Origin of the sequence: Pseudomonas asuensis (genome assembly GCF_014646755.1) — a bacterium.
Classification (GTDB): Bacteria; Pseudomonadota; Gammaproteobacteria; order Pseudomonadales; family Pseudomonadaceae; genus Chryseomonas; species Chryseomonas asuensis.
Window position 1 is genome coordinate 105,063 of sequence record NZ_BMNW01000010.1, and the last position, 24,897, is coordinate 129,959.

The 24,897-nt window shown below is 50.7% G+C and carries 21 protein-coding genes; 8 read left to right on the top strand and 13 right to left on the bottom strand.

The window, feature by feature from the left end:
* Positions 1 to 245 precede the first annotated feature (245 nt).
* On the top strand, positions 246 to 2,762 hold the full coding sequence (locus IEX86_RS19715; protein ID WP_188867852.1) for a bifunctional diguanylate cyclase/phosphodiesterase: 2,517 nt from the start codon (positions 246 to 248) through the stop codon (positions 2,760 to 2,762).
* Positions 2,763 to 2,780: 18 nt separating this feature from the next.
* On the opposite strand, the gene IEX86_RS19720 is transcribed toward IEX86_RS19715, so the two are convergent.
* From IEX86_RS19720 to IEX86_RS19770, 11 genes are all read right to left on the bottom strand, one after another.
* A complete protein-coding gene (locus IEX86_RS19720) occupies positions 2,781 to 3,740 on the bottom strand; it encodes a GlxA family transcriptional regulator (RefSeq protein WP_188867853.1) in 960 nt (319 codons plus the stop codon).
* A 3-nt stretch (positions 3,741 to 3,743) separates the two neighbouring features.
* Positions 3,744 to 4,508 carry an ABC transporter ATP-binding protein gene (locus IEX86_RS19725; protein WP_188867854.1) on the bottom strand — a complete coding sequence of 255 codons (765 nt, stop codon included), beginning with the start codon at positions 4,506 to 4,508 and terminating at the stop codon, positions 3,744 to 3,746.
* A 58-nt stretch (positions 4,509 to 4,566) separates the two neighbouring features.
* Positions 4,567 to 5,265 carry an ABC transporter permease gene (locus tag IEX86_RS19730; protein ID WP_188867855.1) on the bottom strand — a complete coding sequence of 233 codons (699 nt, stop codon included), beginning with the start codon at positions 5,263 to 5,265 and terminating at the stop codon, positions 4,567 to 4,569.
* Positions 5,262 to 5,951 carry an ABC transporter permease gene (locus IEX86_RS19735; RefSeq protein WP_188867856.1) on the bottom strand — a complete coding sequence of 230 codons (690 nt, stop codon included), beginning with the start codon at positions 5,949 to 5,951 and terminating at the stop codon, positions 5,262 to 5,264. Before IEX86_RS19735 ends, IEX86_RS19730 begins: the two co-directional genes overlap by 4 nt.
* A gap of 90 nt (positions 5,952 to 6,041) precedes the next feature.
* Positions 6,042 to 6,821 (bottom strand): L-arginine-binding protein AotJ, encoded by a 780-nt coding sequence (gene aotJ, locus IEX86_RS19740; protein ID WP_188867857.1) that lies wholly within the window; start codon positions 6,819 to 6,821, stop codon positions 6,042 to 6,044.
* Between the two features lie 396 nt (positions 6,822 to 7,217).
* The gene (acs, locus tag IEX86_RS19745; protein ID WP_188867858.1) at positions 7,218 to 9,179 is read right to left on the bottom strand and encodes an acetate--CoA ligase; all 1,962 of its coding nucleotides are present in this window, start codon (positions 9,177 to 9,179) and stop codon (positions 7,218 to 7,220) included.
* A gap of 266 nt (positions 9,180 to 9,445) precedes the next feature.
* Positions 9,446 to 9,862 carry an alternative ribosome rescue aminoacyl-tRNA hydrolase ArfB gene (arfB, locus tag IEX86_RS19750; protein ID WP_188867859.1) on the bottom strand — a complete coding sequence of 139 codons (417 nt, stop codon included), beginning with the start codon at positions 9,860 to 9,862 and terminating at the stop codon, positions 9,446 to 9,448.
* Between the two features lie 75 nt (positions 9,863 to 9,937).
* On the bottom strand, positions 9,938 to 10,570 hold the full coding sequence (locus IEX86_RS19755) for a DsbA family protein (RefSeq protein WP_188867860.1): 633 nt from the start codon (positions 10,568 to 10,570) through the stop codon (positions 9,938 to 9,940).
* Between the two features lie 3 nt (positions 10,571 to 10,573).
* The gene (trhO, locus tag IEX86_RS19760; RefSeq protein WP_188867861.1) at positions 10,574 to 11,524 is read right to left on the bottom strand and encodes an oxygen-dependent tRNA uridine(34) hydroxylase TrhO; all 951 of its coding nucleotides are present in this window, start codon (positions 11,522 to 11,524) and stop codon (positions 10,574 to 10,576) included.
* A gap of 137 nt (positions 11,525 to 11,661) precedes the next feature.
* Entirely contained in the window at positions 11,662 to 11,976 is a 315-nt protein-coding gene (locus IEX86_RS19765; protein WP_188867862.1) for a BolA family protein, read from the bottom strand.
* 13 nt (positions 11,977 to 11,989) lie between these two features.
* The gene (locus IEX86_RS19770; protein WP_188867863.1) at positions 11,990 to 12,517 is read right to left on the bottom strand and encodes a DUF2059 domain-containing protein; all 528 of its coding nucleotides are present in this window, start codon (positions 12,515 to 12,517) and stop codon (positions 11,990 to 11,992) included.
* 290 nt (positions 12,518 to 12,807) lie between these two features.
* Between IEX86_RS19770 and IEX86_RS19775 the strand changes: the two genes are divergently transcribed.
* The 7 genes from IEX86_RS19775 (at position 12,808) to cyoE (ending at position 20,636) form a co-directional block, all read left to right on the top strand.
* Positions 12,808 to 14,202: a class II fumarate hydratase gene (locus IEX86_RS19775; protein WP_188867864.1), complete on the top strand. Its 1,395-nt coding sequence runs from the start codon at positions 12,808 to 12,810 to the stop codon at positions 14,200 to 14,202.
* Positions 14,195 to 14,815 carry an NAD(P)H-dependent oxidoreductase gene (locus tag IEX86_RS19780; RefSeq protein ID WP_188867865.1) on the top strand — a complete coding sequence of 207 codons (621 nt, stop codon included), beginning with the start codon at positions 14,195 to 14,197 and terminating at the stop codon, positions 14,813 to 14,815. The genes IEX86_RS19775 and IEX86_RS19780 overlap by 8 nt, the downstream gene beginning before the upstream one ends.
* 1,064 nt (positions 14,816 to 15,879) lie before the next feature.
* The gene (cyoA, locus tag IEX86_RS19785) at positions 15,880 to 16,797 is read left to right on the top strand and encodes a ubiquinol oxidase subunit II (protein ID WP_188867866.1); all 918 of its coding nucleotides are present in this window, start codon (positions 15,880 to 15,882) and stop codon (positions 16,795 to 16,797) included.
* Positions 16,798 to 16,800: 3 nt separating this feature from the next.
* Complete coding sequence (cyoB, locus tag IEX86_RS19790) at positions 16,801 to 18,780, top strand: cytochrome o ubiquinol oxidase subunit I (RefSeq protein ID WP_188867867.1); 1,980 nt, start codon at positions 16,801 to 16,803, stop codon at positions 18,778 to 18,780.
* A gap of 4 nt (positions 18,781 to 18,784) precedes the next feature.
* Entirely contained in the window at positions 18,785 to 19,399 is a 615-nt protein-coding gene (locus IEX86_RS19795) for a cytochrome o ubiquinol oxidase subunit III (protein WP_010797662.1), read from the top strand.
* Positions 19,399 to 19,737 (top strand): cytochrome o ubiquinol oxidase subunit IV, encoded by a 339-nt coding sequence (cyoD, locus tag IEX86_RS19800; protein WP_010797661.1) that lies wholly within the window; start codon positions 19,399 to 19,401, stop codon positions 19,735 to 19,737. Before IEX86_RS19795 ends, cyoD begins: the two co-directional genes overlap by 1 nt.
* A gap of 11 nt (positions 19,738 to 19,748) precedes the next feature.
* On the top strand, positions 19,749 to 20,636 hold the full coding sequence (gene cyoE, locus IEX86_RS19805; protein ID WP_188867868.1) for a heme o synthase: 888 nt from the start codon (positions 19,749 to 19,751) through the stop codon (positions 20,634 to 20,636).
* Between the two features lie 90 nt (positions 20,637 to 20,726).
* Here the strand turns inward: cyoE and IEX86_RS19810 are convergent, their stop codons facing one another.
* On the bottom strand, positions 20,727 to 23,030 hold the full coding sequence (locus tag IEX86_RS19810) for an ATP-dependent DNA helicase (protein ID WP_188867869.1): 2,304 nt from the start codon (positions 23,028 to 23,030) through the stop codon (positions 20,727 to 20,729).
* Positions 23,009 to 24,682, bottom strand: coding sequence for a VRR-NUC domain-containing protein (locus IEX86_RS19815; protein WP_188867870.1), 1,674 nt, complete (start codon positions 24,680 to 24,682; stop codon positions 23,009 to 23,011). Before IEX86_RS19815 ends, IEX86_RS19810 begins: the two co-directional genes overlap by 22 nt.
* Positions 24,683 to 24,897 lie beyond the last annotated feature (215 nt).

Here is a 24,897-nt window from a genome sequence, read left to right on the forward strand (position 1 = left end):
GCAATCAAGCCTTTAGGCAGCACGCATTAAAGCCGGATCTTCTACCTGTCTCACGTCTAACAGCAAACCCAGCCTCTCTAAGTACCTCGTTTCAGCTATACAGCATAAAGTTTTGTTTAATATCTGTTTTAGCTGAATTATTTCATAGATCAGTCGACACCTTATAGGATGCCTTCGCCTCCAAGGGCGGCCATCCGGTATCAACACCTATACTCCAAAACCACTCTGTGCCGCTTTTGCCTACTATGCTCAGTACTGCTTTTACTCGCCGCGTATTCCCCTTGGTTACAGCGCTACTGTTTCTGATGTTTACGCTGACGTGTGGATTGTTGATCCATAATGCGCGTAGCCAGGACAAGCAAGCTCAGGCAGATACGTTGTACGCGGCCCAAAAAGCGCTTGAGGATTTGGATACAAGCATTAAGAAGGCTATATCGGACTATGCCAAATGGGGTGAGCTTTACAGGAACATGCACCTCAAGCTCAACGTCAACTGGGCCTATGACGGAGAGAATCTAGGCGAATCAATCTATGAGCTTTATGGTTTTCAGGGACTGCTGGTCTTAAACCCACAGGACGAAACAGTCTATTCATTGTTTGAAGGCGAACAGACGCCTCTTGATGCCAAACAATGGATACAAGGCGACCTTGAAGGACTGCTGAACAAAGCACGCGCCTCTGAAAATAAAGACGAGGTCCTCAGCCAGCTTCTTAAGGTTGATGGAATACCTGCCATCGTGGCCGCCGGATCCATTACGCCTGGAAAAGATCCAACCGTTAAAGAGCGACCCGGCCCGCAGTCAGTACTTCTTTTCGTCCATATCCTTACGCCTGATAAGTTGAAAGAGCTAGGCACGCAATACGGGTTGATCAATCTGCGAACCACACTAGCACCTCAGATTGATGGCTCGTCCACACTTCAACTTTCACCTGATGCTGATAGCTATCTTGCCTGGGACCCGCCCCGGCACGGAAAGGCATTGCTTGACTCAATCCTTCCATTTTTCGGTATCGCAGGACTCATGCTGATCGCATCGACCTGGCTGGTACTGCGCAATGCACTCGCTACAGCAAAGCTCATGGAAGCTCATTATCGTGAGCTGACTCGAAGCAAAGAGGCGCTGGCCATTAGTGAGGAACGCTTCAGGGATGTGGCAGAAGCTGCCTCGGATTGGCTATGGGAAGTTGATGCTAAATACTGCCTGACTTATCTCTCGGGCCGCTTCGAGGAAGTAACCGGCACTGCACCGGATCTATGGATCGGCAAAAGTCTTGATGAACTCTTATCGACAAACAACGAGCCGCTGACAATATGGTTGAGTCACCAGAAGGAAACTTCTGGTTCTTCCCCCCTTGTCTGCCACTACCATGATCGGCAAGGCAAAGAACGAACCTGCCGGGTTTCAGCGCGCCCGATAAAAGATGGAACCCAGGGTTTCCGGGGAACGGCTAGCGACATCACGGACGAGGTTAAGGCACTTGCACAGATAAAGCACCTCTCTCTGCATGATTCCCTCACCGATTTGCCTAATCGTAATCGCCTAAATGATTTCCTTAACAAGCATGTGGGCTCATCTACACGCCTCGCCCCTGTTGCCTTGTTAAGTATTGACCTTGACCGCTTCAAGCCAGTTAACGATGCACTGGGCCATGCAGCAGGGGACAGAGTACTTAGAGAGGTAGCCAAGCGCCTACGAAATTGTATCCGCGAAGCCGATTTGGTTGCTCGAATCGGTGGCGATGAATTTATCGTCGTCATGACGCGTGTTCAAGGACATGAAGAAATCTCAGCATTAAGCTCACGTATCATTGACCAGCTCCATCAGCCTATCCGGATTGAGGAGCAGACGGTGTTTATTGGAGGGAGTATCGGCGTTGCACTGGCTCCGTCTGATACTGACAAGGCCGAAGAACTTCTGCGACTGGCCGATATAGCGCTCTACCAATCCAAGGCTGCGGGCCGTAATACGTGGCGCTTTTATTCACATGAAATGAATGAGCTGATTATCAGCAGGCGGCGTTTAGAAAGTGACTTACGTCAGGCCTTGGAAAGAGACGAGCTAAGCCTCCACTTTCAACCGCGTTACTCCCTAACGGGAGATCGGCTGACTGGGTTTGAAGCATTATTACGCTGGCACCATCCTGAGCATGGTTTGCTAATGCCAGACCGTTTCATTGCACTGGCGGAAGACACCGGCCTTATCGTTCCTATCGGAAACTGGGTCTTGATGAGCGCGTGTAAGATAGCTGCGAGCTGGCCACAACCCGTAGGCATTTCGGTCAACCTTTCGCCGCGACAGTTCGGTCGACACGACCTGATCAACCAGGTACAGCACGCGCTGACTGAGAGCGGGCTGGATTCGTCCAGACTCGAGTTAGAGATTACTGAGCGCGTCATGCTGGATGATGCTGACGGAGCCCTGGAAACACTCAATAGTCTAAAGGCGCTGGGGCTGCGTCTCCATATGGATGACTTTGGAACAGGTTTCTCCTCTTTAGGGTACTTACGCAGCTATCCCTTCGACGGCATTAAGATTGACCGGAGCTTTGTTGCAGGCATCGGTAAAAACCCAGACGATCGCGCTATCGTCCAGGCCATTATCACACTAGGCCAATCCCTGGGCATGATCGTGACAGCAGAAGGCGTAGAAACGGCAGAGCAACTTGAACGCCTACGTGGCGATGCCTGTGATGAAGTACAGGGCTTTCACTTCAGCAAGGCATTGCCTGCGCATGAGCTTAGCTTGCTATTTGGTCAATGAAGCAGTGCCTAATGCTTATCAGCGCTCGGCAACAACTGTGATATCCGGCCCAGCTCCACGCCGCTGATTACGATCGTCACGCGGCGTCACCCCAAAGAAGTTTCGATAGGCGCTGGAAAAATGGGGCCCTGATGAAAAGCCACACGACAAACCAATCTGGATGATGGACTTGCTGGTTTGCATCAGCATCTTGCGCGCACGGTTCAGCCGAAGTTCCAGATAATACTGGCTTGGCACACGTGATAGATACTGCTTGAAGATCCGCTCAAGTTGGCGACGTGACACGCACACATGCTGTGCAATCTCGTCCGTGGTGAGCGGCTCTTCAATGTTGGCTTCCATGAGCATGACGGCCTGAGTCAATTTCGGGTGACTGGAGCCCAAGCGGTTTTTTAACGGGATACGCTGCCGCTCATTGCCTTCACGGATGCGCTCGACAACCAACTCCTCCGAGACAACACCGGCCAGATCGGCGCCATGGTCATGGCTTAGCATAGCCAAGACCATATCCAGAATAGCCAGGCCACCACAGGCAGAAAGTCGATCGCGATCCCACTCGAAAAGATGGTTAGTTGCGATAACCTTGGGGTACTGCTCGGCGAAATCATCCAGCCAGCGCCAATGCACCGCAGCCCGGTATCCATCGAGCAGACCTGACTGCGCCAAGGGAAACACACCAGCTGAAATGGCGCCTACCTGCACGCCGGATCGAGCACATTGCTTCAGGGCAGTACTTAATGAAGCCGAAAGTGATTTCGGAACTTCATCGGCAAGCAAAAACAGCCGCTGGTAGCGCTCTAACTGAGCAGACCATGAAACATGCGTCAACCGCTGTTCCGCCTGATCAATGCGAATCAGCTCAAGCACATACTCAGCACCAGATTGCTGACGTTGAGCCACTCGCAAGGCTTCTTCGGCCAGGGCAACCGTCAAGGGCCGGACTTCAGGCCAAATCAAAAAGCCTATACGGATGGCCATAATTTACTTCAAGCTGCCCGACAGGAATTGTTGAAGCCGCACACTGCTTGGATTAGCCAAGACCTCACGAGGATTACCAGACTCTTCAACACGTCCTTGATGCAAAAAGATAACCTGATTGGAAACCTCTCTGGCAAAGCCCATTTCATGGGTGACAACCACCATGGTACGCCCTTCAAGCGCCAGGTCACGCATAACCTTGAGTACATCACCTACCAGCTCAGGATCAAGGGCAGAGGTTGGCTCATCGAACAGCATGACTTCAGGCTCCATGGCCAAAGCGCGGGCTATCGCTACACGCTGCTGCTCGCCGCCTGACATATGAGCAGGGTACGCATCCTTACGATGGGATACCCCAACCTTGGCGAGATAGCGCTCGGCCCGCTCAATGGCCTCCGCTTTAGGGACGCCCAAGACATGGATCGGCGCCTCGATGACGTTTTGCATCACAGTCATGTGGGACCATAAGTTGAAATGCTGAAACACCATGGCCAGACGCGAACGCATCTTCTGAAGCTGCTTCGGATCTGCAGCTCTGAGCGCACCCTGCTTGGTAGGCTGCAGCTTAAGCTCTTCACCATTTAGCAGGATTTTGCCTGCATGAGGCTGCTCCAACATATTGATGCAACGAAGCAACGTCGACTTACCCGAGCCACTGGAGCCGATAATGCTGATGACATCGCCAGCCTTGGCTGCAAGCGAAACACCCTTGATCACCTCGTGATCACCGTAACGCTTGTGCAAATCCTGTATTTCAAGTTTGAACATGGTTTCAAAGCCTTGATTAGTCTAGCCAGTGCACGCCGCCCCGGCTCGTACCCGATATTTAATGTTTACGAGGTGCCAAATAGGCGAGCCAGCGCCGCTCGGCCAGTTTGAATAGCCGGACCAGGATGAACGTCAGGGCAAGATAGAAGATGCCTGCTGTTACATAGGCCTCGAAAGGCAAATAAAACTGGGAGTTTACAGTACGTGCCGCGCCCGTGATGTCGACCAAGGTTACGATTGAAGCCAAACTGGTCGTCTGCAGCATCATGATGACCTCATTACTGTACTGAGGTAGAGCACGACGCAATGCCGAAGGCAGTACGATTCGCCTATACATAAGCGCACGGGACATTCCCATTGCCTGAGCGGCTTCAATCTCACCATGCGGCGTTGCCTTCAAGCTACCCGCAATAATCTCGGCGGTATAAGCACTGGTATTGATGGCAAAGGCAAGGCAGGCACAAAACGTGGCATTCGACAGCCAAGGCCAGAGCCAACTTTCCCTTACTGCCTCGAATTGAGCCAGGCCGTAATAGATCAGGAAAAGCTGCACCAGCCCGGGGGTACCTCGGATTACGTAGGTATAAAGCCAGGCGGGAAAGTTGACGACTATTCGCCTGGATACGCGCATGAATGCCAGCGGGATGGCAACAGTCAGTCCAATGACCAGAGAAACGGCCAACAACTTTAAGGTAACCAGAAGACCGCTCAGGTAAAGCGGCAAATTCTCCCAAATGACGTTGTAGTCAAAGATCATAGGTCAGCCACCTTAACGCCTGCCGAGTAACGCTTTTCAACCAGCCGCAGCAGCAGTAGCGACACACTGGTAATAATCAGGTAAAGCGCCGCAACAGCCAGATAGAAGGTAAAGGGCTCGCGAGTCGCATCAGCCGCCTGCTTGGCCTTAAACATCATGTCCTGCAACCCTACCAGGGAAATCAGCGCTGTTGCCTTGGTCAGCACCAACCAATTGTTAGTAAACCCTGGAATAGCAAGTCGAATCATTTGCGGGACAAGAATTCGGAAAAACACTTGGGTGCTACGCATACCATAGGCGACACCGGCCTCAGCCTGCCCTTTTGGAATACCCAGGAAAGCACCACGAAAGGTTTCTGATAGATACGCGCCGAAAATAAAACCCAGCGTAAACACACCTGCCGCAAATGGATTGATATCGATGTAATCGTCGTACCCCACCATAGGTGCCAGACGATTAACCAGATCCTGACCACCATAGAAGATCAGAAGAATCAATACCAGGTCAGGTATACCCCGAATGACCGTCGAATACAGATCGCCCAGCCAAGCTAGCCAGCGTACCGGTGAAAGGCGAAAGGCCGCCCCAGCCAAGCCCAGGCCGCAAGCCAACACCATGGATATCAGGGCCAGCTGTATGGTAAGCCAGGCACCGTCGGCAATATTCGCCCCGTAGCCGTTAAGCATAGTGGACAACTCCTCAGCGCAACAGAATCAGGCGCCCAGATACAAAACAGGCGCGGTGGCAGTGAAGCCACCACGCCTCGTCAGGATTTCTTAATTTCCGTAGATATTGAAATTAAAGTATTGGTCCTGAATCTTTTTATAAGTGCCATTTTCACGAATGGTGCTTATTGCTGTATTCAGCTTTTCTTTAAGCTCGCCGTCGTTCTTGCGCACCGCAATACCGATGCCCTCACCGAAGTATTTGGGATCATTGAAATCAGGCCCGGCAAATGCGAATCCTTTACCCGTGTCGGTTTTCAGAAAACCATCATCCAGCAGCGTAGCGTCTGCCAATGTGCCATCGAGACGGCCCGCTGTCAGATCAAGATAGATCTCATTCTGGGAGCTGTAACGAGTAATACTTACGCCAGCAGGCTCCAGGACCTCAGTGGCAAAGCGGTCATGAATACTGCCGCGCTGCACACCCAGCTTCTTACCCTTGAGGTCGGTCTTGATATCGTTGACCTGAGCTCCCTCTTTCATGACCAGTTTGGCTGGCGAATTGTAGTATTTGTTGGTGAAGTCAACGGAGCGCTTACGCTCATCGGTAATGGACATTGATGACAGGATCATATCGATCTTGCGCACCTTGAGCGCAGGAATAAGCCCATCAAACTCTTGCTCAACCCATTGGCACTTGACCTTCATTTCGGCACAAAGCGCATTACCGATGTCATAGTCAAAACCTACAATGCTGCCATCAGCTGCTTTTGACGCAAAGGGTGGATACGCTGCTTCGATTCCAATGCGAACTGGCTTGCCATCGGCTGCCACGGATACGTTGGTGAGAACAGACAGCGCGAGAGCGCCAAGCAATGCCAGCTTTTTCATGCAAGCTCCTACGAAGGAATGGGCTGCGGACGTTAATAAATAGCCCAGGCCACCAATACGCATGGCAAGACAATATGCACATGCATGGCACCAGCAATGCAGCAGCGTGGGTAGCGGCATTCTAGCGGCAGCCTAGTAAGGGTTATTTCGTCTATGCGACAAGTAATTACAGAAGGGTTTTAAGCAGACCTAAATAGTCTTGACAGGCAATACGATAGCATGCTTGAAAAAAATTAAAAATAGATATACAGAGCAATAAGCGCGCCTAGGAAAAATAATTCCTTATGAAACCGCTGCTTAGCTTCAGATTTGCAGATGAATGAGCAGAAACAATGCCCAGAAATGAGGCCAAGGTGTTACCGATGACCTCACTCAGGGCAGTTGTCGTTACAGGGCTTATGCCACAGCCTGATTCATCCCACGATGGGTATCAATGAGTTGCTGAACAACGCCTGGATCAGCCAAGGTAGAAATGTCCCCTAGGGAATCATATTCACCCACTGCAATCTTGCGCAGGATTCTGCGCATGATTTTTCCCGAGCGCGTCTTTGGAAGGCCCGGTGCCCATTGAATGATATCAGGCGTTGCAATAGGACCTATATCCTTACGTATCCATTGCCTAAGCTCTTGCCGTAGCGCCTCTGAAGGCTCCTCGCCTGAATTGAGCGTGACATAGACGTAGATTCCCTGCCCCTTGAGATCATGAGGCATACCTACAACGGCAGCCTCAGCCACTTTGGGATGCGCAACCATGGAGCTTTCTATCTCTGCCGTTCCCATACGGTGGCCTGATACGTTAAGTACGTCATCGACACGGCCTGTGATCCAGTAATAACCATCTTCGTCGCGCCGGGCACCGTCCCCGGTAAAGTACATTCCTTTGAATGTCTTGAAGTAGGTGTCAACGAAACGATCGTGATCGCCATAAATAGTACGCGCCTGCCCTGGCCAGGAATCCAGGATGACCAGATTTCCCTCCGCCGCACCTTCAATAATATTGCCTTCATTATCAACAAGTGCCGGCTGAACGCCAAAGAAGGGCCGTGTCGCTGAGCCTGGTTTCAGGGCTGTAGCGCCCGGCAATGGGCTGATCAGAATCCCGCCCGTCTCGGTCTGCCACCACGTGTCAACAATAGGACAGCGCTCCTGCCCTACCGTCTTGTAGTACCACTGCCACGCCTCTGGGTTGATAGGCTCACCTACCGACCCTAGCAGGCGTAGGCTCTTGCCATCAGCCCCGCGCACCGCAGCATCCCCTTGAGCCATCATGGCCCGGATAGCTGTCGGAGCGGTATAAAGAATATTTACCTGATGCTTGTCGATGATCTGGGCAACGCGCGTCACGTCCGGATAGTTGGGAACGCCTTCGAAAAGCACTGTGGTGGCCCCATTGGCTAAGGGTCCGTATACGATATAGCTATGCCCGGTAATCCAACCTACATCGGCGGTACACCAGTACACCTCACCTGGCTTGTAGTCGAACACCCGCTCATGCGTTAGAGATGCATAAACCATATAACCGCCGGTAGTATGCATGACACCTTTGGGCTTCCCTGTAGACCCTGAGGTATACAGGATAAACAGAGGAGCCTCGGCACCCATCTCCTTGGGCTCACAATGGGCCGAAGCCACTTGAGTCACATCGTGGTACCAGACGTCACGGTGTGCATGCCAGGCAATAGGAGCGCCTGTCCGTTTGCATACGATGACTTTGCGAACACAGCATGTATCCGGATTGGTTAGCGCCTCATCGACATTAGCCTTCAAAGGTGTCTTCTTGCCGCCTCGAACGCCTTCATCTGCCGTAATGATGACTTTAGAGCGGCAGTCACTGATACGACCTGCCAGTGATTCGGGTGAGAACCCCCCAAAGACGACAGAGTGCACGGCGCCAATTCGCGCGCAGGCCAGCATGGCTACTACCGCTTCCGGGATCATCGGCATGTAAATAGTGACTACATCGCCACGGTGTACATCTTGGCCACGCAGTGCATTGGCAAACTTGCACACTTCCTCGTGTAACTCACGATAGGTAATGTGGCGATGCTCTGAAGGATCATCACCCTCCCAGATAATAGCCACCTGATCACCTCGAGTTTCGAGATGACGATCAAGGCAGTTGTAAGACGCGTTTAGCGTTCCATCGGCAAACCATTTGATATCAACATGGTGATCATCGAATGAGGTCTGCTTGACGCGGGTGAATGGCTTTGTCCAGCTGATACGTTGAGCCTGCTCTCGCCAGAAACCGTCTGGATTGATCACGGACTTCTGATATAGAGCCTTGTAGCTAGCATCGTCAGTCAGCGTCAGGGCAGCTACTTCAGGACGTACGGGATAGAGGGATGCAGCACTCATGGCGATTACCTCAACGGAGAAGTTTGTTGTTTTTGTAGTTCCGTTTTACTGACTGAGCGTCCTGACAACTATTCGACAAAGGTCTTAACGGCTGCCCTGGCTGTACAACTGATCAATAACAAACAAAGACTTAAAGTCTTAATGACATGCAGCTAAAACACGAACGGCTTGATCAAAGATCAATCATTTTATGATTTAGCCTTGGCAGAAGAGATAACACCTAGCAGACGCTTGTGCGTAGCAAACAAAACAGCTAGAGATCTGTTCTAAGAGAAATCTACCCGACCACGACCAGCTTTGACTGCACTGCGCTTGGTTTTCCCTTCGAGTCGCCGCTTCTTGGAAGCTAATGTGGGCTTGGTAGGACGACGCGGCTTTTGCACACGTGTAACGCCTTGGATTAACTCAGTCAACCGTAACAGGGCATCCTCGCGGTTTTGCTCCTGTGTTCTGTATTGCTGCGCCTTGAGCACAACGACACCTTCACGCGTAATGCGTGTGTCCTGCAAATTCAGAAGTCTTTCCTTATAGAGATCAGGCAGTGACGAGGCTCGAATATCGAAGCGCAAATGAATGGCGCTGGACACCTTGTTTACATTCTGACCACCAGCTCCCTGAGCACGCACTGCCGTCAATTCTACTTCGGCATCTGGCAAGGAAACGGTGTTGGATATACTGATCATTGGTTAATGGCCACACGCACAGACATACCTTAATAGACCTCAAGGGGACATGAGGGTTTAAGGATGTTAAAGAAACTAGAAGTCAGTGCCGCGCACTAACCACATACCCAGGAGTTCGGACAGGCTATCGAGGGGCTGATAGCCATTGGTGACAAGAGCTAACTGGCCCTCTCGCTCCGCCAGTAGAGTTGGGAAGCCCGCTATGCCCAAATTGAGTGCCCACTCGAAATCTTTCTGAGTTTCAGCTCTTGTTTCGGGCGCATCAAAGGCAGGAGCAAACTCAATTCCGGGCAATCCTGCTCTCTTTGCGAGATCAACCAGAACAGCCGGCTTCGTAACATCGCAGCTTTCTACGTAAAAAGCATGCTGGATGAGCTTCGCCAATGGCCATACCAGCTGCTCGTCCAGTCCTCTGGCTGCAACCAATGCACGACAGGCAGGCTCTGTATCGTAGACAAATCCATCCGGTAGCGCATTGTCGACAGCGAAGGGCTGACCCGTAGCTTCTTCAACAGCCTGCCAATAGGACAGAGTCCGTACACGGGCTACGGCATCCATAGCTGCCCGCTCTCTACGCAAGCCACCCACTACAATATGCATAGGCACATCGTAAAGACGCGCCTGCTCAGCCAACGCCTCCACTACAGGCGCGAATCCCCAGCACCAGGAACACATGGGATCCATCACATAGAGCAATCGCGCCTTCATGAATCAAGCCTCCTGCGATAGCTTAGAAACCTGTCGTGGATCCCGACCAAGAGGATGAGGCTGGTTACGCAGCTTAGCCAACTCGATCTGTTTCTGACGTTCGCGTGCACTGGTACGCGTTTTTTCTGGCAACGAATCCCAGCAATGAGGGCAGCTAATACCCGGCACGTAGTGTTCAGACTCCCGGTCCGCAGTCGATATGGGTGTCCGGCAAGCATGACACTGGTCATATTCCCCTTCACTCAAATCGTGCCTGACGGTTACACGGTTATCGAATACGAAACAGTCGCCCTGCCAGAGGCTTTCCTCCTGCGGAACGTCCTCCAGATACTTGAGAATACCGCCCTTAAGATGGTAGACCTCTTCGAACCCCTCGTTAAGCATAAAGCTCGAAGCTTTCTCACACCGTATGCCACCCGTGCAGAACATAGCCACTTTCTTATGGCGCGCAGGATCGAAGTTCTGTCGGACGTACTGAGGGAATTCACGAAAGGATTTAGTCTTAGGGTCCACGGCATTGGTAAAAGTACCAATGCCTACCTCATAGTCATTGCGCGTATCAATCAACACAACATCAGGGTCTGAAATAAGCGCATTCCAGTCCTTCGGGTCTACGTAGGTCCCAACCTTCTTGTTGGGGTCCACGCCTGGCACACCCAACGTAACGATTTCTTTCTTGAGCTTGACCTTGGTCCGATAAAACGGCTGCTCATCGCAATAGGATTCTTTGTGCTCAAGATCTACCAGGCGCGGATCAGCCTTTAAAAAAGCTAAAACCGCATCAATTCCGGTCCGCGAACCGGCAATTGTGCCATTAATGCCCTCTTCCGCCAGCAGCAAGGTGCCTTTTACCTCATTGGCCAGCAGGGCATTGAGCAAGGGCTCACGCCGCTCGACGTAATCCTCAAGGGTAACGAACTTATAAAGTGCAGCTACTACAATAGAACTAGACATGTCGACCTCTCCAGTGGTCGTCCTCGTAAGGGACGGACCGGTTAATGCACAACGCCGGCTTTGGCCGGCGCTGGGGCGACAAGTCTAAGGAAGCGGAACGAACTTGAACAGAGCCTGCAAGCGGATCACAGTGGCTTCTAGCCCTGCAAACCATCGTGCTTACTGCCACCACGGCAAGTCGGCGAGTCAGGCGCCATTCCCTGCTTAGTCCACTCATCAGGGGTATAGGTATGAAGGGCCAGGGCATGAAACTCCCCCATCAACCCACCGAGCGCACCGTAGACTTTTTGATGGCGCTTTACCGCATTCAGACCTTCAAATTGCTCACTGACGACTACGGCCTTGTAATGAGTTTCCTGGCCACGGCTGTGCATGTGGCTTTCGTCCACAACATCAAGATACTGTGGTTGCAACATACTTAGAGTTGAAAGAATACGGTCGCGCATACTCATGGATAGGTCTCACTTATTTCTTAGAATTTCCACCTTCAGGAGCCGCTTGCGGCTTGACTCCAAGCTCCTTATCCATATCGCTTAACAGCTTGTTGACCTGAGGAACTGCCTGCTCGAGTTTGGCTTGGGTCAGCTGGGCAGACTGCATAGAAATCTGCGGCAGTGTATTCATCATTTTCTTGCCGAGTGGGGACTGATAAAAATTAATCAGATCCTTTAGCTCGGCTTCACTGAAGCTTTGCGTATAGAGCTTAACTAAGTCGGGCTTGACCTGGTCCCAACCTATGGATTTATCGAGTGTTGTATTGGCACGTGCAACATAGCTTTCTAAAACAGCTTTCTTGTTTGGCGCCTTGGCTTGAGCAAAATGCTGATCGAACAATTCATGCACCTGGGCATAAACCGGTGTAGTGAGCTTGTCGGCGTTGGCCAGCTTTAGAAAGCGCTCGGCCTGGGCAGCATGGCTAGCCGCGTCAGCCATGGCGAAGCCACTGACGCCAGAGAGCATCACAGCGGTGCAGACAGCACGAAAAGTCTTCATCGGACATCCTTTAAACATGAATAGCGATAGCTAAAGATCTGTATTCTGCCCACGTGTCCCAAGATGACTCAAGTTGTATTCCGGCTCTGTTCAGGGAAGCTTCAGCATGTTCAATGATAAAGCCTTATTGAAGGTATGACCCGAACTACGCTTTCGGAACCCAGCTCGGCTCTACGTAGACTAATCACCGATAAGCGCTAGCCTTGGCTTTACCAATATTCATTACTACATGAATGACCGGTCACCAGCCAACGCAACGAATACACACAAACCGCATGCAGGAGAGCGTCATGAGCCGCACCGAAACTGACAGTCTGGGCCCTGTAGAAGTTGACGAGAATGCTTATTGGGGAGCTCAGACACAACGCTCCATGGAGAACTTTGCTATTGGAGGCCAGAGAATGCCTCTGGCAATCGTGCATGCTCTTACGCTAATTAAAAAAGCAGCTGCCCGGGTTAACGCTGGGCTCGGTGAATTACCGCAGGAAATAGCTGATCTCATTGAGCAATCAAGCACTGAAATACTTGAAGGGTGTCATGATGATCAGTTCCCCTTGGTAGTGTGGCAAACCGGTAGCGGCACCCAAAGCAATATGAACGTCAATGAGGTCATTGCCGGACGTGCTAACGAAATTGCAGGTCATGGCAAGGGCGGCAAGAAGCCTGTGCATCCGAACGACCATGTCAATCGCGGCCAAAGCTCCAACGACTGCTTCCCGACTGCGATGCATATCGCAACTGCGCAAGCCGTGCTTAATGATCTACTGCCTGCCATTGATGAGCTTTCTGGAGGTTTAGCCCAGCAGGCTGCACGTCATATGGGCTTGGTCAAGACTGGCCGTACACATATGATGGACGCTACTCCCATCACCTTTGGCCAAGAATTATCGGCCTATGTCGCTCAGCTCGATATTGCCCAGAGTGCTATTCGTGCAGCCCTACCTGCTGTTTATGAACTTGCCCAGGGCGGAACTGCAGTAGGTACTGGCCTTAACTCGCCCAAAGGCTTTGACGAGGCTATTGCAAAAGAGCTGGCATCGCTCACCAATCTTCCCTTTGTAACAGCGCCCAACAAATTTGCCGCACTGGCAGGACACGAGCCGCTTACAGCACTTTCCGGCGCGCTAAAGACCTTAGCGGTAGCGCTCATGAAGATTGGTAATGACTTACGCTTGCTGGGTTCTGGTCCAAGAGCAGGCTTTGCTGAAGTCAAGCTGCCAGCTAATGAACCTGGAAGCTCCATCATGCCTGGCAAGGTCAATCCAACACAGGCAGAAGCCCTGACCATGCTGGCTTGTCAGGTAATGGGAAACGACACAACTATTACCTTTGCCGCCAGCCAAGGGCATCTTCAGTTGAACGTCTTCAAACCTGTTATCGCATACAACATCCTTGAATCTATTCGTTTGCTATCTGACGGCTGCCGTAACTTCAATAAACACTGTGTCGCAGGTATGGAGCCTGACGCCGAAATGATGGCGGCTCACCTTGAGCAGGGATTGATGCTTGTAACAGCCTTGAACCCCCACATCGGGTATGACAAAGCGGCCGAAATCGCCAAGAAGGCTTATGCCGAAAACAAAACGCTCAGAGCCGCTGCTCTTGAACTGAATTATCTGACTGAAGAGCAGTTCGACGAGTGGGTAAAACCTGAAACCATGTTAGAAGCTGGCAGTCATGGCTGAGCCAAGGACAGGGGCAACGCCTATAGAAGGTGACGGCAAGCGAGTTCTGGTTATCCAGGGCTCGCCTAAAAGTGAAAGCTTTTGTCACGCATTGAGCGCAGCCTATATACAGGGCGTACGCCAGAACAACCATGTAGTTCGTGAGCTTCGACTAGGTGAGTTGAACTTCGATCCAGTGCTTCGAGAGGGATATGACAAGAGCCAGATACTCGAAGAGGACTTACTGGAAGCCCAGAGGCTTATCCACTGGGCCGAGCACCTCTTGTTTGTCTACCCCATCTGGTGGGGCGGGCTGCCTGCTCTTTTAAGCGGCTTTATCGAGCGCGTCTTTCTACCCGGCTTCGCGTTCGCTTATCGTGATCAGGCATGGGGAGGTGAACAACTTCTATCAGGGAGAAGCGCTGACTTAATCGTCACAGCCGACAGCCTGCCTACACCCTGGAAACGCCTTAGAGGCCTTCCCCCGCACCGACTTATGATGCGAGAAGCACTAGATATTTGCGGCATACAGATTCGCGAACATTTGGAACTTGCCTCTATCAGAGCAAGTAACGAAGAGCAGCGCTTAAGATGGCTTCAAGATGCAGAAACAATGGGCAAGCATTTAGAATAAATAACTTTGATTGTGTAGCCATTTAAAATGGCTATATTTTTATAAATAGTCTTTTAAATAAGAAAGACTTAATATTTTTTGATAAATATATTTATAAAAATAAGCTCCAGTCCCGAACCAAAAGCAGCAAATTCCTGTATGGAACCCTAAGCAAAACATAATTTCACAACGTGTAACAATCTTTCTTTTTAGCGGCTCACTTTACTCTTTTTCCTCTGTTTTTTACTGCCATATATTACTGTCAATGCCCTACCGTTAAGAATCGCTGGCCAAGGGTGCGACATATTGAAGCAGACATTGAGAAATCAATGACTTAGCTCCTCCCTTGCATCGCCTAAAAGCGACTCAATTATAGACGTGAACCCTAGATAAACTTAAACTGCGCACGGCCCACCATGGCGTGTCTCAAAGTTCTCTTGAGAAAGAGAAAAGCTCCACTTGATGGCGATGTGATAGCATAAGTCAGGTTGAACTTTCAACCTGCAACAACCTATCACTTTGCAAGCGGATAATTTTGAGCCCCCGGGTCGGTAAGCAAGCGAGATTGGTCCGGATGCAGCCCATTAGCGTGTCCGTACAGGCATCGAGCTTATTGGTGCAGCTTATGCTGTCCAAGCTGCAGCGTTGTTTTTCGGCATTAGGCAGTATGTGGGTGATATCCATGGCATTGCCAGTCCCTAAAACTCATCCCCTGCTATGCTTGGTACTACCACGAGCGCGTAGTCTGTCTGGAAGAGACCCCATCATTTCCAGTCGCGATCGATTTCAACATTAAGGCCCGAACAAGCCCGCACTCTACGCAGGCTAGGTAAGGAGGACTGGTGAAACGTGCAATCCAGACGTAGGCCAAAGACTGGCTCAGCTTGGCTCAAATGGATTTCGGTCGTAACATATCCTTACATGTAGCTCAATGACGCACCGATGTCATCGACACGCTTGTAATGACTGCGACACCCAAAGCTTCATCAGCCTGACCTATTTCTGCGCCGCACTTAAATAAGTGATGGTACCGATTACTGGCTATCCCCCTGAAACGAAGAGTGCCCCTCAACCGAGGTCGTGAGATGAGAAAAAAGAAACATAGTATTTTTTCTAGCCTATTGGCTTTAGGTGCCACTGGTTTACTCAGTGGTTGTAACATGACGCTTTTAGATCCTAAAGGTCCAGTAGGGTTAGAATCAAAACACCTTATATTGACTGCCACAGGCCTGATGTTGATTGTGGTTATCCCAGTCATCGTTATGGCGATCCTTTTCTCAATCAAATATCGCGCCTCCAATAAGGATGCCGATTACGCACCCAATTGGGCGCACTCGACCAAGATCGAAGTCGTGGTGTGGGGTGTTCCGCTGGTAATCGTGGCTATTTTGGCCATGCTTATCTGGAAGACCAGCCATTCGCTTGATCCTTTCAGGCCGCTCGACTCTGACGTAAAGCCGATTACCATCGAGGCTATCGCTACTGATTGGAAATGGGTTTTCGTCTACCCGGAACAGGGCATCGCTACGGTTAATGAGATTGCATTCCCGGCTAATACACCGGTCAATTTCCGCATCACCTCTGACACCGTTATGAATACTCTGTTTATTCCGGCCTTGGGCAGCATGGTCTATGCCATGGGTGGCATGCAGACCCAACTGCACTTGATGGCTCATGAAACCGGCCAATATGGCGGTGGCTCAGCCAACTATAGCGGCGCTGGCTTCTCGGACATGAAGTTCATCGCCCACGCTACAACACCTGAAGAGTTCAACGCCTGGGTCGACAAGGTCAAGGCTTCTTCTAAAACGCTGAGCTCCGAGGTCTATGCAGACCTGGCCATGCCCAGCGAGAAGCATCCGATCGAGTATTACTCATCCGTGGCTCCTCACCTTTTCCAGGACATCATCGATAAATACTTGAAAGGCGACTACAGCAAGCGTGTAGATCAGGTAATGGATCAGGCAATGAACAAGAGTGCGCACGAAGGTGCGGCGGAGTAAAACATGTTCGGAAAATTAAGTCTCGCAGACATTCCCTATCATGAACCGATCATCGTAGGTGCGGTCGGTGCCATGATTCTGGGTGCGATAGCCGTATTTATCGGCCTCACCTATTTCAAGAAATGGGGTTACCTCTGGTCCGAATGGATCACCACGGTTGACCATAAAAAAATCGGGGTAATGTACATCCTGGTAGCACTTATCATGCTGCTTCGTGGCTTCTCCGATGCCATCATGATGCGCGCGCAACAGGCTATTGCAGCCGGTGGCGCAGAAGGCTATTTGCCTCCGCATCACTATGACCAGATTTTCACCGCACACGGCACGATCATGATCTTCTTCGTGGCCATGCCGATGGTGACTGGCCTGATGAACCTTGTCGTGCCGCTGCAAATCGGCGCGCGGGACGTTGCCTTCCCCTTCCTGAACTCCTTCAGCTTCTGGGTGTTCGCGGTAGGTGCGATCCTCATCAACCTGTCTCTAGCCATAGGTGAATTCGCAGCAACCGGCTGGGTAGCCTATCCACCACTATCGGGTATTCAATATAGCCCGGGCGTAGGGGTAGATTACTACATCTGGGCATTGCAGCTTTCGGGCCTGGGTACGTTGTTAACAGGTGTGAACTTTGTGGTAACCATTTTAAAAATGCGTACCACTGGCATGAATCTAATGAGAATGCCGATCTTCACCTGGAACGCCCTGTGCACCAGCATTCTGATCGTTGCGGCCTTCCCAATTCTGACCGCTACACTGGCCATGCTCTCGCTTGACCGTTATCTGGGTATGCACTTCTTCACCAACGAGCTTGGTGGCAACCCTATGATGTACGTCAACCTGATCTGGGCATGGGGTCACCCGGAAGTATACATCCTCATCCTACCCGCCTTTGGCGTGTTCTCTGAGGTAGCGTCTACATTCAGTGGCAAGCGCATGTTCGGCTACGTGTCCATGGTATGGGCAACGCTGGCCATTACTGTACTGTCCTTCATTGTATGGCTGCACCACTTCTTTACCATGGGCTCCGGCGCTAACGTCAATGCGTTCTTCGGTATCGCTACGACAATTATTGCCATCCCAACCGGTGTGAAGATCTTTACCTGGCTCTTCACCATGTATAAAGGCCGTATCCGCTTCACTACTCCCATGTTGTGGACGATTGGCTTTATTGTCACCTTCAGTATCGGTGGTATGACCGGCGTTCTGCTGGCTGTTCCAGGTGCCGACTTCGTTCTGCACAACAGCCTGTTCCTGATCGCTCACTTCCACAACGTGATCATTGGTGGCGCTGTATTCGGTTACTTTGCAGGTGTTGCCTACTGGTTCCCGAAAGCCTTCGGTTTCACGCTTAATGAAAGACTGGGTAAATACGCCTTCTGGTGCTGGTTGGTTGGCTTCTATGTAGCCTTCATGCCGCTGTATGTACTGGGCTTCATGGGTATGACTCGTCGTCTGAACCACTATGACAACCCGGACTGGCATCCTTGGCTGATCGTGGCGGCCATTGGTACAGCTATCATCCTGTGCGGCGTCCTATGCCAGCTGCTTCAGTACTATGTCAGCATCCGTGACCGTAAACTGAACCAGGACGTAACCGGTGATCCATGGGGTGGCCGTACACTGGAATGGTCTACTTCTTCTCCGCCACCTTTCTATAACTTCGCAGAACAGCCGGTTGTTGATGATATCGACGCGTACTGGGGAGCTAAGGAAAAAGGTCTGGCTGAGCGTAAAGCTGCTGACTACAAAGACATTCACATGCCGCGCAACACAGGCGTTGGATTCATCATGGGTATGTTCAGCTTAGCCCTCGGCTTTGCTCTTATCTGGCACATCTGGTGGCTAGCTGCTGTTGGATTCGTCGGCATGATCGCTACCTTTATCGTTCGCAGCTTCGACGATGACATCGACTACTACGTACCTGCCGCTGAAGTGGCACGTATCGAGAATGAACATCTCCAGAAACTAGCAGCGAGTCAGGCTTAAACTTATGTCTAGTCAAGTTCTTCACAACCAAGTTGCCCATGCTGAGGAGCATGGGCACCACGATGCCGGATCCATGACTGTATTCGGTTTCTGGCTGTACCTGATGACGGACTGCATTCTGTTTGCGACTATCTTCGCATCCTATGCTGTCCTGAGCGGTAGCTTTGCCGGCGGTCCTACCGGTAAAGAAATTTTTGAACTGCCTTATGTTCTGGTAGAAACCTTCCTGCTGCTGTTCAGTAGTATCACGTATGGCTTTGCCATGATCGCTGCACACAAGGAGCAAAAGAGCAAGGCGCTGGGCTGGCTGGCAGTTACCTTCCTGCTTGGCCTTGGCTTCATCGTGATGGAAATCAACGAATTCCATCACCTGATTGCTGAAGGTTTTGGCCCTCAACGTAGCGCGTTTCTATCTGCGTTCTTTACCTTGGTCGGTACTCACGGTCTGCACGTCACATCCGGTCTGATCTGGATGGCAATCCTGATGATTCAGGTTAGCCAGAAAGGTCTGACTGCGACCAACCAGACCCGCCTGATGTGCCTGAGCCTCTTCTGGCACTTCCTGGACATCGTCTGGATCTGCGTGTTTACCGTTGTATATCTGATGGGGGTTATGTAATGGCTCACGAACACGGACATATTGTCCACGCGGGCTCCAGCCACGGCACTGTGAAGTCGTACATCATTGGCTTCGTTCTGTCCGTTATCCTGACCGTGATCCCATTCGGCATTGTCATGAACCCGGTGTTGTCACAGTCGGCTACGCTGATCGTGATCTGGGTGATGGCACTTGTGCAGATCTTTGTACACCTGGTGTTCTTCCTGCACATGAATACGTCGTCCGAGCAGCGCTGGAATGTGATCGCTTTTGCTTTCACTATTCTGATTACTGTTATCGTGGTCGCGGGCTCGCTGTGGATCATTCACGGCATGCATAGCAATATGCTCGCCCACTAAGAGTCGCTTCGATGATCAAGAAATACCTACTTATAACGAAGCCAGGCATTATCTTCGGCAACCTGATCTCGGTTGCTGGAGGTTTTTTCCTCGCTTCGAAAGGAAGCATCGACTTAGCACTTTTCTTAGCTACCGCAGTAGGGGTGTCTCTGGTCATCGCTTCCGGCTGCGTCTTTAACAACTACATTGATCGTGACATTGATAAGGTCATGGAACGGACAAAGAACCGTGTCCTCGTCCAGGGCCTTATCTCCCCAAATGTCACATTGTCTTATGCAACGCTCCTGGGCATTGCTGGCATTGCGCTCCTTTACTTCAAGGTAAACGCATTATCAGCTGCCTTTGGGCTCATGGGATTTGTGGTGTATGTTGGCTTGTACAGCCTGTGCCTGAAGCGTAAATCTGTATATGGCACCCTAGTGGGTAGCCTGTCGGGTGCAGCTCCGCCTGTCATCGGTTATTGCGCAGTAAGCAATGAATTCGATATGGGCGCTGCTATCCTTCTGCTGATTTTCTGCCTCTGGCAAATGCCGCACTCTTATGCCATTGCTATCTTCAGACTGAACGACTACCGGGCAGCCTCTATTCCGGTGTTACCTGTCATGAAGGGCATTCCTGTAACTAAGCGCCATATCACGGTCTATATCCTGGCTTTCCTGGCCGCTACGCTAGCACTCACCATTGGGGGCTATGCAGGTTATAAGTACTTGGTGGTTGCCGCAGCAATGGGCGTTTACTGGTTGCGCATGGCATTAATGGGCTACAAAACCAATGATGACAATGCATGGGCAAGAAAGCTGTTTGTTTTCTCCATCGTTACAATCACTGCGTTGAGTGTAATGATGTCAGTAGACTTCAATGTTCCTGCCTCTGAAGTACTGGTAGCGATGGCTCGCTAACAGTGCTTTCGCTCAGGACCTGAGATGCTCTTTCAGGTCCTGAGCCTCCCCTCCCCTACTTATCCGTTCCTCTTTCTCTGCCCTTACGCTTTATTCGTTTTCGGCTACTGTCTGAATAGGCCAGTGAAAAGGCTTCGCGTCCCACCATTCAGGTAGCAACTGCCTTACTTTAGGCTGAGCGAAACGATCATCAATCAAATACAGCACACCATTATCAGATGTTGTTCTGATTACTCGCCCCGCAGCCTGAATTACTTTTTGTATACCGGGATAAAAGTAGGTGTAGTCATAACCGGCGCCAAATAGGCGGCCCAGTCTTGTCTTGATCTGCTCATTCACAGGGTTAAGCTGAGGAAGTCCAAGGGTTGCGATGAAAGCGCCTATCAATCTCTGGCCTGGTAGGTCCACACCCTCTCCAAAACTGCCCCCTAACACTACAAAGCCGATACCACTACTCGTGTTCGTGAATCGTTGCAGGAACTGGACTTTATTTTCCTCGCTCATCTTTCGCGCCTGAGACCAAAGCGGGATGTCTGGAAAAAGAATGGAGAATAAGGACGCCGCCTTATCGAGATAATCAAAGCTACTAAAGAAAGCTAGATAATTGCCTGGCTTTTGCCTGTACTGCCAAGCCATTAGCGCTGTCATTGGCTGTAGGGATTGCTCCCGATGCTGATAGCGCGTTGAAATGCTATCGACCAGGCGAACCGACAGCTGCTCTGCTGTAAATGGAGATTTTACATTGACCCACGGTGTTCCCGAGGCAAGACCCAGCGTGTCTCGCAAGAATTGAGCAGGGCCCAGGGTCGCGGAGAATAAGATAGCAGCGTGAGCAGCCCCGAAACGTGGGCCGATAAAGGGAGCAGGAACAACATTTCGTATTGTTACGACAGAGCGCTGCATCGTTCCTTTGCGTAATGGTCCATCCTGTCTCACCAGCTCAAACAGCGAGTGCTTGCTAAAGCTTTCAGCCATTCGAATGAATTGGATAGCATCAAAATAGAAACGCTGAAGTGTTATGTCTATTGGGCTTCTTGCCTCATTAAGCAGATCGTTTATAACTGAAACGGCTTTTTGTAAGGCAGATAGTAATTTTGCTGGGATTTCCTCATAAGCTTGGTATTCCGAGGCTTGTTCCTTAATAAGGCCACTCCAGCATCGGTTGATACTACGCAATGGCTTCTTGAGCAGAGCAGGCCCATTCCGGCAAAGTGAGGCCACTACAAAACGATCTAATGAGGCGGTATACATGCCGCGGGCACGCTCTAATAGATTATGAGCCTCATCCATTAAGATACCGACCCGCCATTGGCTCTGCTCTTTTAACGCAAACAGCATGGCGCTACTGTCAAAATAGTAGTTGTAATCGCCTATGATGACATCGCACCAGCGCGCCATTTCCTGGCTTAGGTAATAAGGGCAGACTTGCCACTCCAAGGCGATAGCTCGTAGTGAGTCATGATCCAGCACTCTTTTCTTTAAGGCGGCGTGTCGAGCCTTAGGTAGACGATCATAAAACCCTTTGGCCAGAGGGCAGGACTCCCCGTGACATGCCTTGTCCAGATGTTCACATGCTTTTTCACGGGCTTTCAGCTCAAGAATACGGAGTGGAAGGTCTGGTGAGACCTGATTGATAACGTCAACCGCGCTAAATGCCAGTTGTCGACCAGAGCTTTTTGCTGTCAAAAAGAAAATCTTGTCCAACCCCTGCCGTGGCATGGCTTTAAGCAGCGGGAACAAAGTACCAATCGTTTTTCCTATTCCGGTGGGTGCTTGAACCATAAGGCTGCATCCCACATGCGCAGCTTTATATACAGACTCGGCAAGATCGCGCTGGCCGGTGCGAAAGGATGCATGAGGAAACACTAGCGACTCCAAATGGAGCTGGCGATTCTCACGATGAGCCAACTCCTGCCTCGCCCATTTTAAAAAAAGGCTGCATTGGTGTTCGAAATACTCTTTAAGCACTTGGGAGGTATAGTGCTCAAGCAGGATGGTTTCTTTCTGACTACTTATGTCGAAATAAACCAATGCCAACTCAATCTCATCAAGCGCTAACTTTTGGCACAGCAACCATCCGTATATCTTTGCCTGAGCCCAATGTAAGTAACGATGATTGGCAGGCATAAGGCTTAAATCGCCCCGGTAGGTTTTTATCTCCTCAAGTCGGTTTAGCTCTGGATCAAACCCATCAGCACGTCCTCTTACCCGAAGATGCTCATATGCCCCTTCCAACAAAACTTCTCGCTGATAGGTCGACTTTCGGCGGGCAGTGACGATGCCATGTCCATGAATCCCTTCAAGAGCCGTTGGTGACGGCGTAAAGCGCAAATCAAGATCGCCCTGCTTGGCGACAAACTCGCATAGAGCTCTTACAGCGACGCTGTATTGCACACGTCGGACTCCTTCCATTGCACATAACAGACGCATACCGGCATTTCGTGAGCTATGCAGTAGTCCAGCCAACGGATCTGGTTGTCCTGAAGACGATCACCAGGCCCCTTTACTTCAATCATGCGGTAACGTTGCTCGTTGGGCCAAAACTGAATCAGATCAGGGAAACCCGTTCGATTCATCTTGACATCCTGCAGGATTCGCTCAAACCACACCCTTAAATGTTTTGCAGGTATACATAGCAGCGCCAGCTCGAGCACCTCTGCTGTTATGGCGCCCCAAGCAATAAACGGTGCCTGAATGCCCTGTTTTTCCTGATAGTTGCGTCTGATAGTGTCCTTGTAAATACCGCTTTCAAGTTGAGACAAACATGCATTGAACTGCTGCGCACGCCGCGTTGCGAATTGCGGCATATGGATATCGGCTGGAGAGCGATGAAAAGGATGAAAGAATGCCCCAGGCAAAGGGACAAAAATTGCCTCCCAACACAATAGACCCAACAATGCGTTGATCAGGATATTTTCTACATAAAAGACTGGAGCTTCGGGCTCCGATAGATGATCCTGGACACATAGCTCTACAGGATGACAGGCTTCTAATCGGTGCAGTTTCAAGTCGATACGATTAACAATGCGATCGACACGCTTAGGTAGTTTGGACAAACCCAGCTTACGACGCAGCCTAGGCAGGATACGCATTAGTGATTGAGCTTCACTGTCACTTTCTGGCAGTTGCTCTGCCTGGCTTGCCAACGTGAAAGCCGCATCATACTGCTCGGTCTTTTCCATTACCCGGATGACTCGCACCCTCGCGCCAGGATGTCGGCAACTCTGATAAAGCTCCAGTGCTGCACTAAAATTACCTTGCTGTTCACAGCAATAGGCAACCTCATAAATCAGCTTACCTCTGCGCGCCTCCAGCCACTCGTTATCTAACGGTGATCGTGGCAATGCGCTCAAGATATCGTCTAGCTCCGCGCGCTCACGAAACCGCTCGCGACAGTCATGCAGCATCATGTAGTCATCAATGTCTCGTCGAATACGAAACCCTCGAGAGGAGTCGGAAAACGCTACCTTTTCATAGCGAAAAATCCCCAGATCCGATAAGACAAACTCACTCCAGTCCTGATGTAAGTTGCCGAAAAACATGAGTCTCAACCGATCGCACAGGTCTGTTACAGCAATCTCGTAGATACAGTCATCCAGTGTGCTGCACCACTGCGTCAGTAACTGTGGATGGCTAAAATCAGCTTTAAGCGCTTCGAGCTGCTCTGCTTTTCTTAAGGAGGAACGTGACAGATGCTCAGGAAATACTTGGGCTAACTCCGCTTTTTTCAGCAGCGTGAACAGTTGCTCCAAAGAGAGCAATGGCTGATTAGAAACCCAACCCAAGTTGATTAGAGGTAAGGCTGCCTGATGGGGGCAACCAATTTCCTGATAAGAGAGCTTACTGCCTCGGAAAAGCGCTCCCTTACGCATGACCATTCTGACCAGCAAGGCTTGTGAAGCCTTTGGAAGAAGAGGAAAGGATTGAAGAAAAGCCTTTTCTGTATCGTTCAGAAGATCGCCATATCGCTCACCGGTCCACGCCAGTACCGTGTAGAAATTATTCAGGTAGTAAAACGGGTCTTCAAGAACTCGAGTAGCTTGCATCAGAATCACAGTACCACTGCGGGCATTAACAAACTCAGCCCGTTTTTGCGTAAGAAGAGAAAGGCGTATTAGAGCCGCATAGTGTATGCATATACAGATAACAGCGAGGCGACCGCCGATCAACCTTGTCTGGATGAATGGATGCAACACATGCCCGATTCTGTGGTTCTAAGGATCAATGGTTATGCCTTGAACTTTGCAAATAATGGTTTATC

Bases quoted from the DNA above. Each gene is read 5' to 3' on its own strand.
- IEX86_RS19775 (WP_188867864.1), top strand. From the start codon at position 12,808: ATGAGCCGCACCGAAACTGACAGTCTGGGCCCTGTAGAAGTTGACGAG.
- IEX86_RS19780 (WP_188867865.1), top strand. From the start codon at position 14,195: ATGGCTGAGCCAAGGACAGGGGCAACGCCTATAGAAGGTGACGGCAAG.
- acs (WP_188867858.1), bottom strand. From the start codon at position 9,179: ATGAGTGCTGCATCCCTCTATCCCGTACGTCCTGAAGTAGCTGCCCTG.
- IEX86_RS19815 (WP_188867870.1), bottom strand. From the start codon at position 24,682: ATGCAAGCTACTCGAGTTCTTGAAGACCCGTTTTACTACCTGAATAAT.
- cyoD (WP_010797661.1), top strand. From the start codon at position 19,399: ATGGCTCACGAACACGGACATATTGTCCACGCGGGCTCCAGCCACGGC.
- IEX86_RS19725 (WP_188867854.1), bottom strand. From the start codon at position 4,508: ATGTTCAAACTTGAAATACAGGATTTGCACAAGCGTTACGGTGATCAC.
- aotJ (WP_188867857.1), bottom strand. From the start codon at position 6,821: ATGAAAAAGCTGGCATTGCTTGGCGCTCTCGCGCTGTCTGTTCTCACC.
- arfB (WP_188867859.1), bottom strand. From the start codon at position 9,862: ATGATCAGTATATCCAACACCGTTTCCTTGCCAGATGCCGAAGTAGAA.
- IEX86_RS19715 (WP_188867852.1), top strand. From the start codon at position 246: ATGCTCAGTACTGCTTTTACTCGCCGCGTATTCCCCTTGGTTACAGCG.
- IEX86_RS19770 (WP_188867863.1), bottom strand. From the start codon at position 12,517: ATGAAGACTTTTCGTGCTGTCTGCACCGCTGTGATGCTCTCTGGCGTC.
- cyoA (WP_188867866.1), top strand. From the start codon at position 15,880: ATGAGAAAAAAGAAACATAGTATTTTTTCTAGCCTATTGGCTTTAGGT.
- IEX86_RS19765 (WP_188867862.1), bottom strand. From the start codon at position 11,976: ATGAGTATGCGCGACCGTATTCTTTCAACTCTAAGTATGTTGCAACCA.
- cyoB (WP_188867867.1), top strand. From the start codon at position 16,801: ATGTTCGGAAAATTAAGTCTCGCAGACATTCCCTATCATGAACCGATC.
- IEX86_RS19755 (WP_188867860.1), bottom strand. From the start codon at position 10,570: ATGAAGGCGCGATTGCTCTATGTGATGGATCCCATGTGTTCCTGGTGC.
- cyoE (WP_188867868.1), top strand. From the start codon at position 19,749: ATGATCAAGAAATACCTACTTATAACGAAGCCAGGCATTATCTTCGGC.
- IEX86_RS19795 (WP_010797662.1), top strand. From the start codon at position 18,785: ATGTCTAGTCAAGTTCTTCACAACCAAGTTGCCCATGCTGAGGAGCAT.
- IEX86_RS19730 (WP_188867855.1), bottom strand. From the start codon at position 5,265: ATGATCTTTGACTACAACGTCATTTGGGAGAATTTGCCGCTTTACCTG.
- IEX86_RS19720 (WP_188867853.1), bottom strand. From the start codon at position 3,740: ATGGCCATCCGTATAGGCTTTTTGATTTGGCCTGAAGTCCGGCCCTTG.
- trhO (WP_188867861.1), bottom strand. From the start codon at position 11,524: ATGTCTAGTTCTATTGTAGTAGCTGCACTTTATAAGTTCGTTACCCTT.
- IEX86_RS19735 (WP_188867856.1), bottom strand. From the start codon at position 5,951: ATGCTTAACGGCTACGGGGCGAATATTGCCGACGGTGCCTGGCTTACC.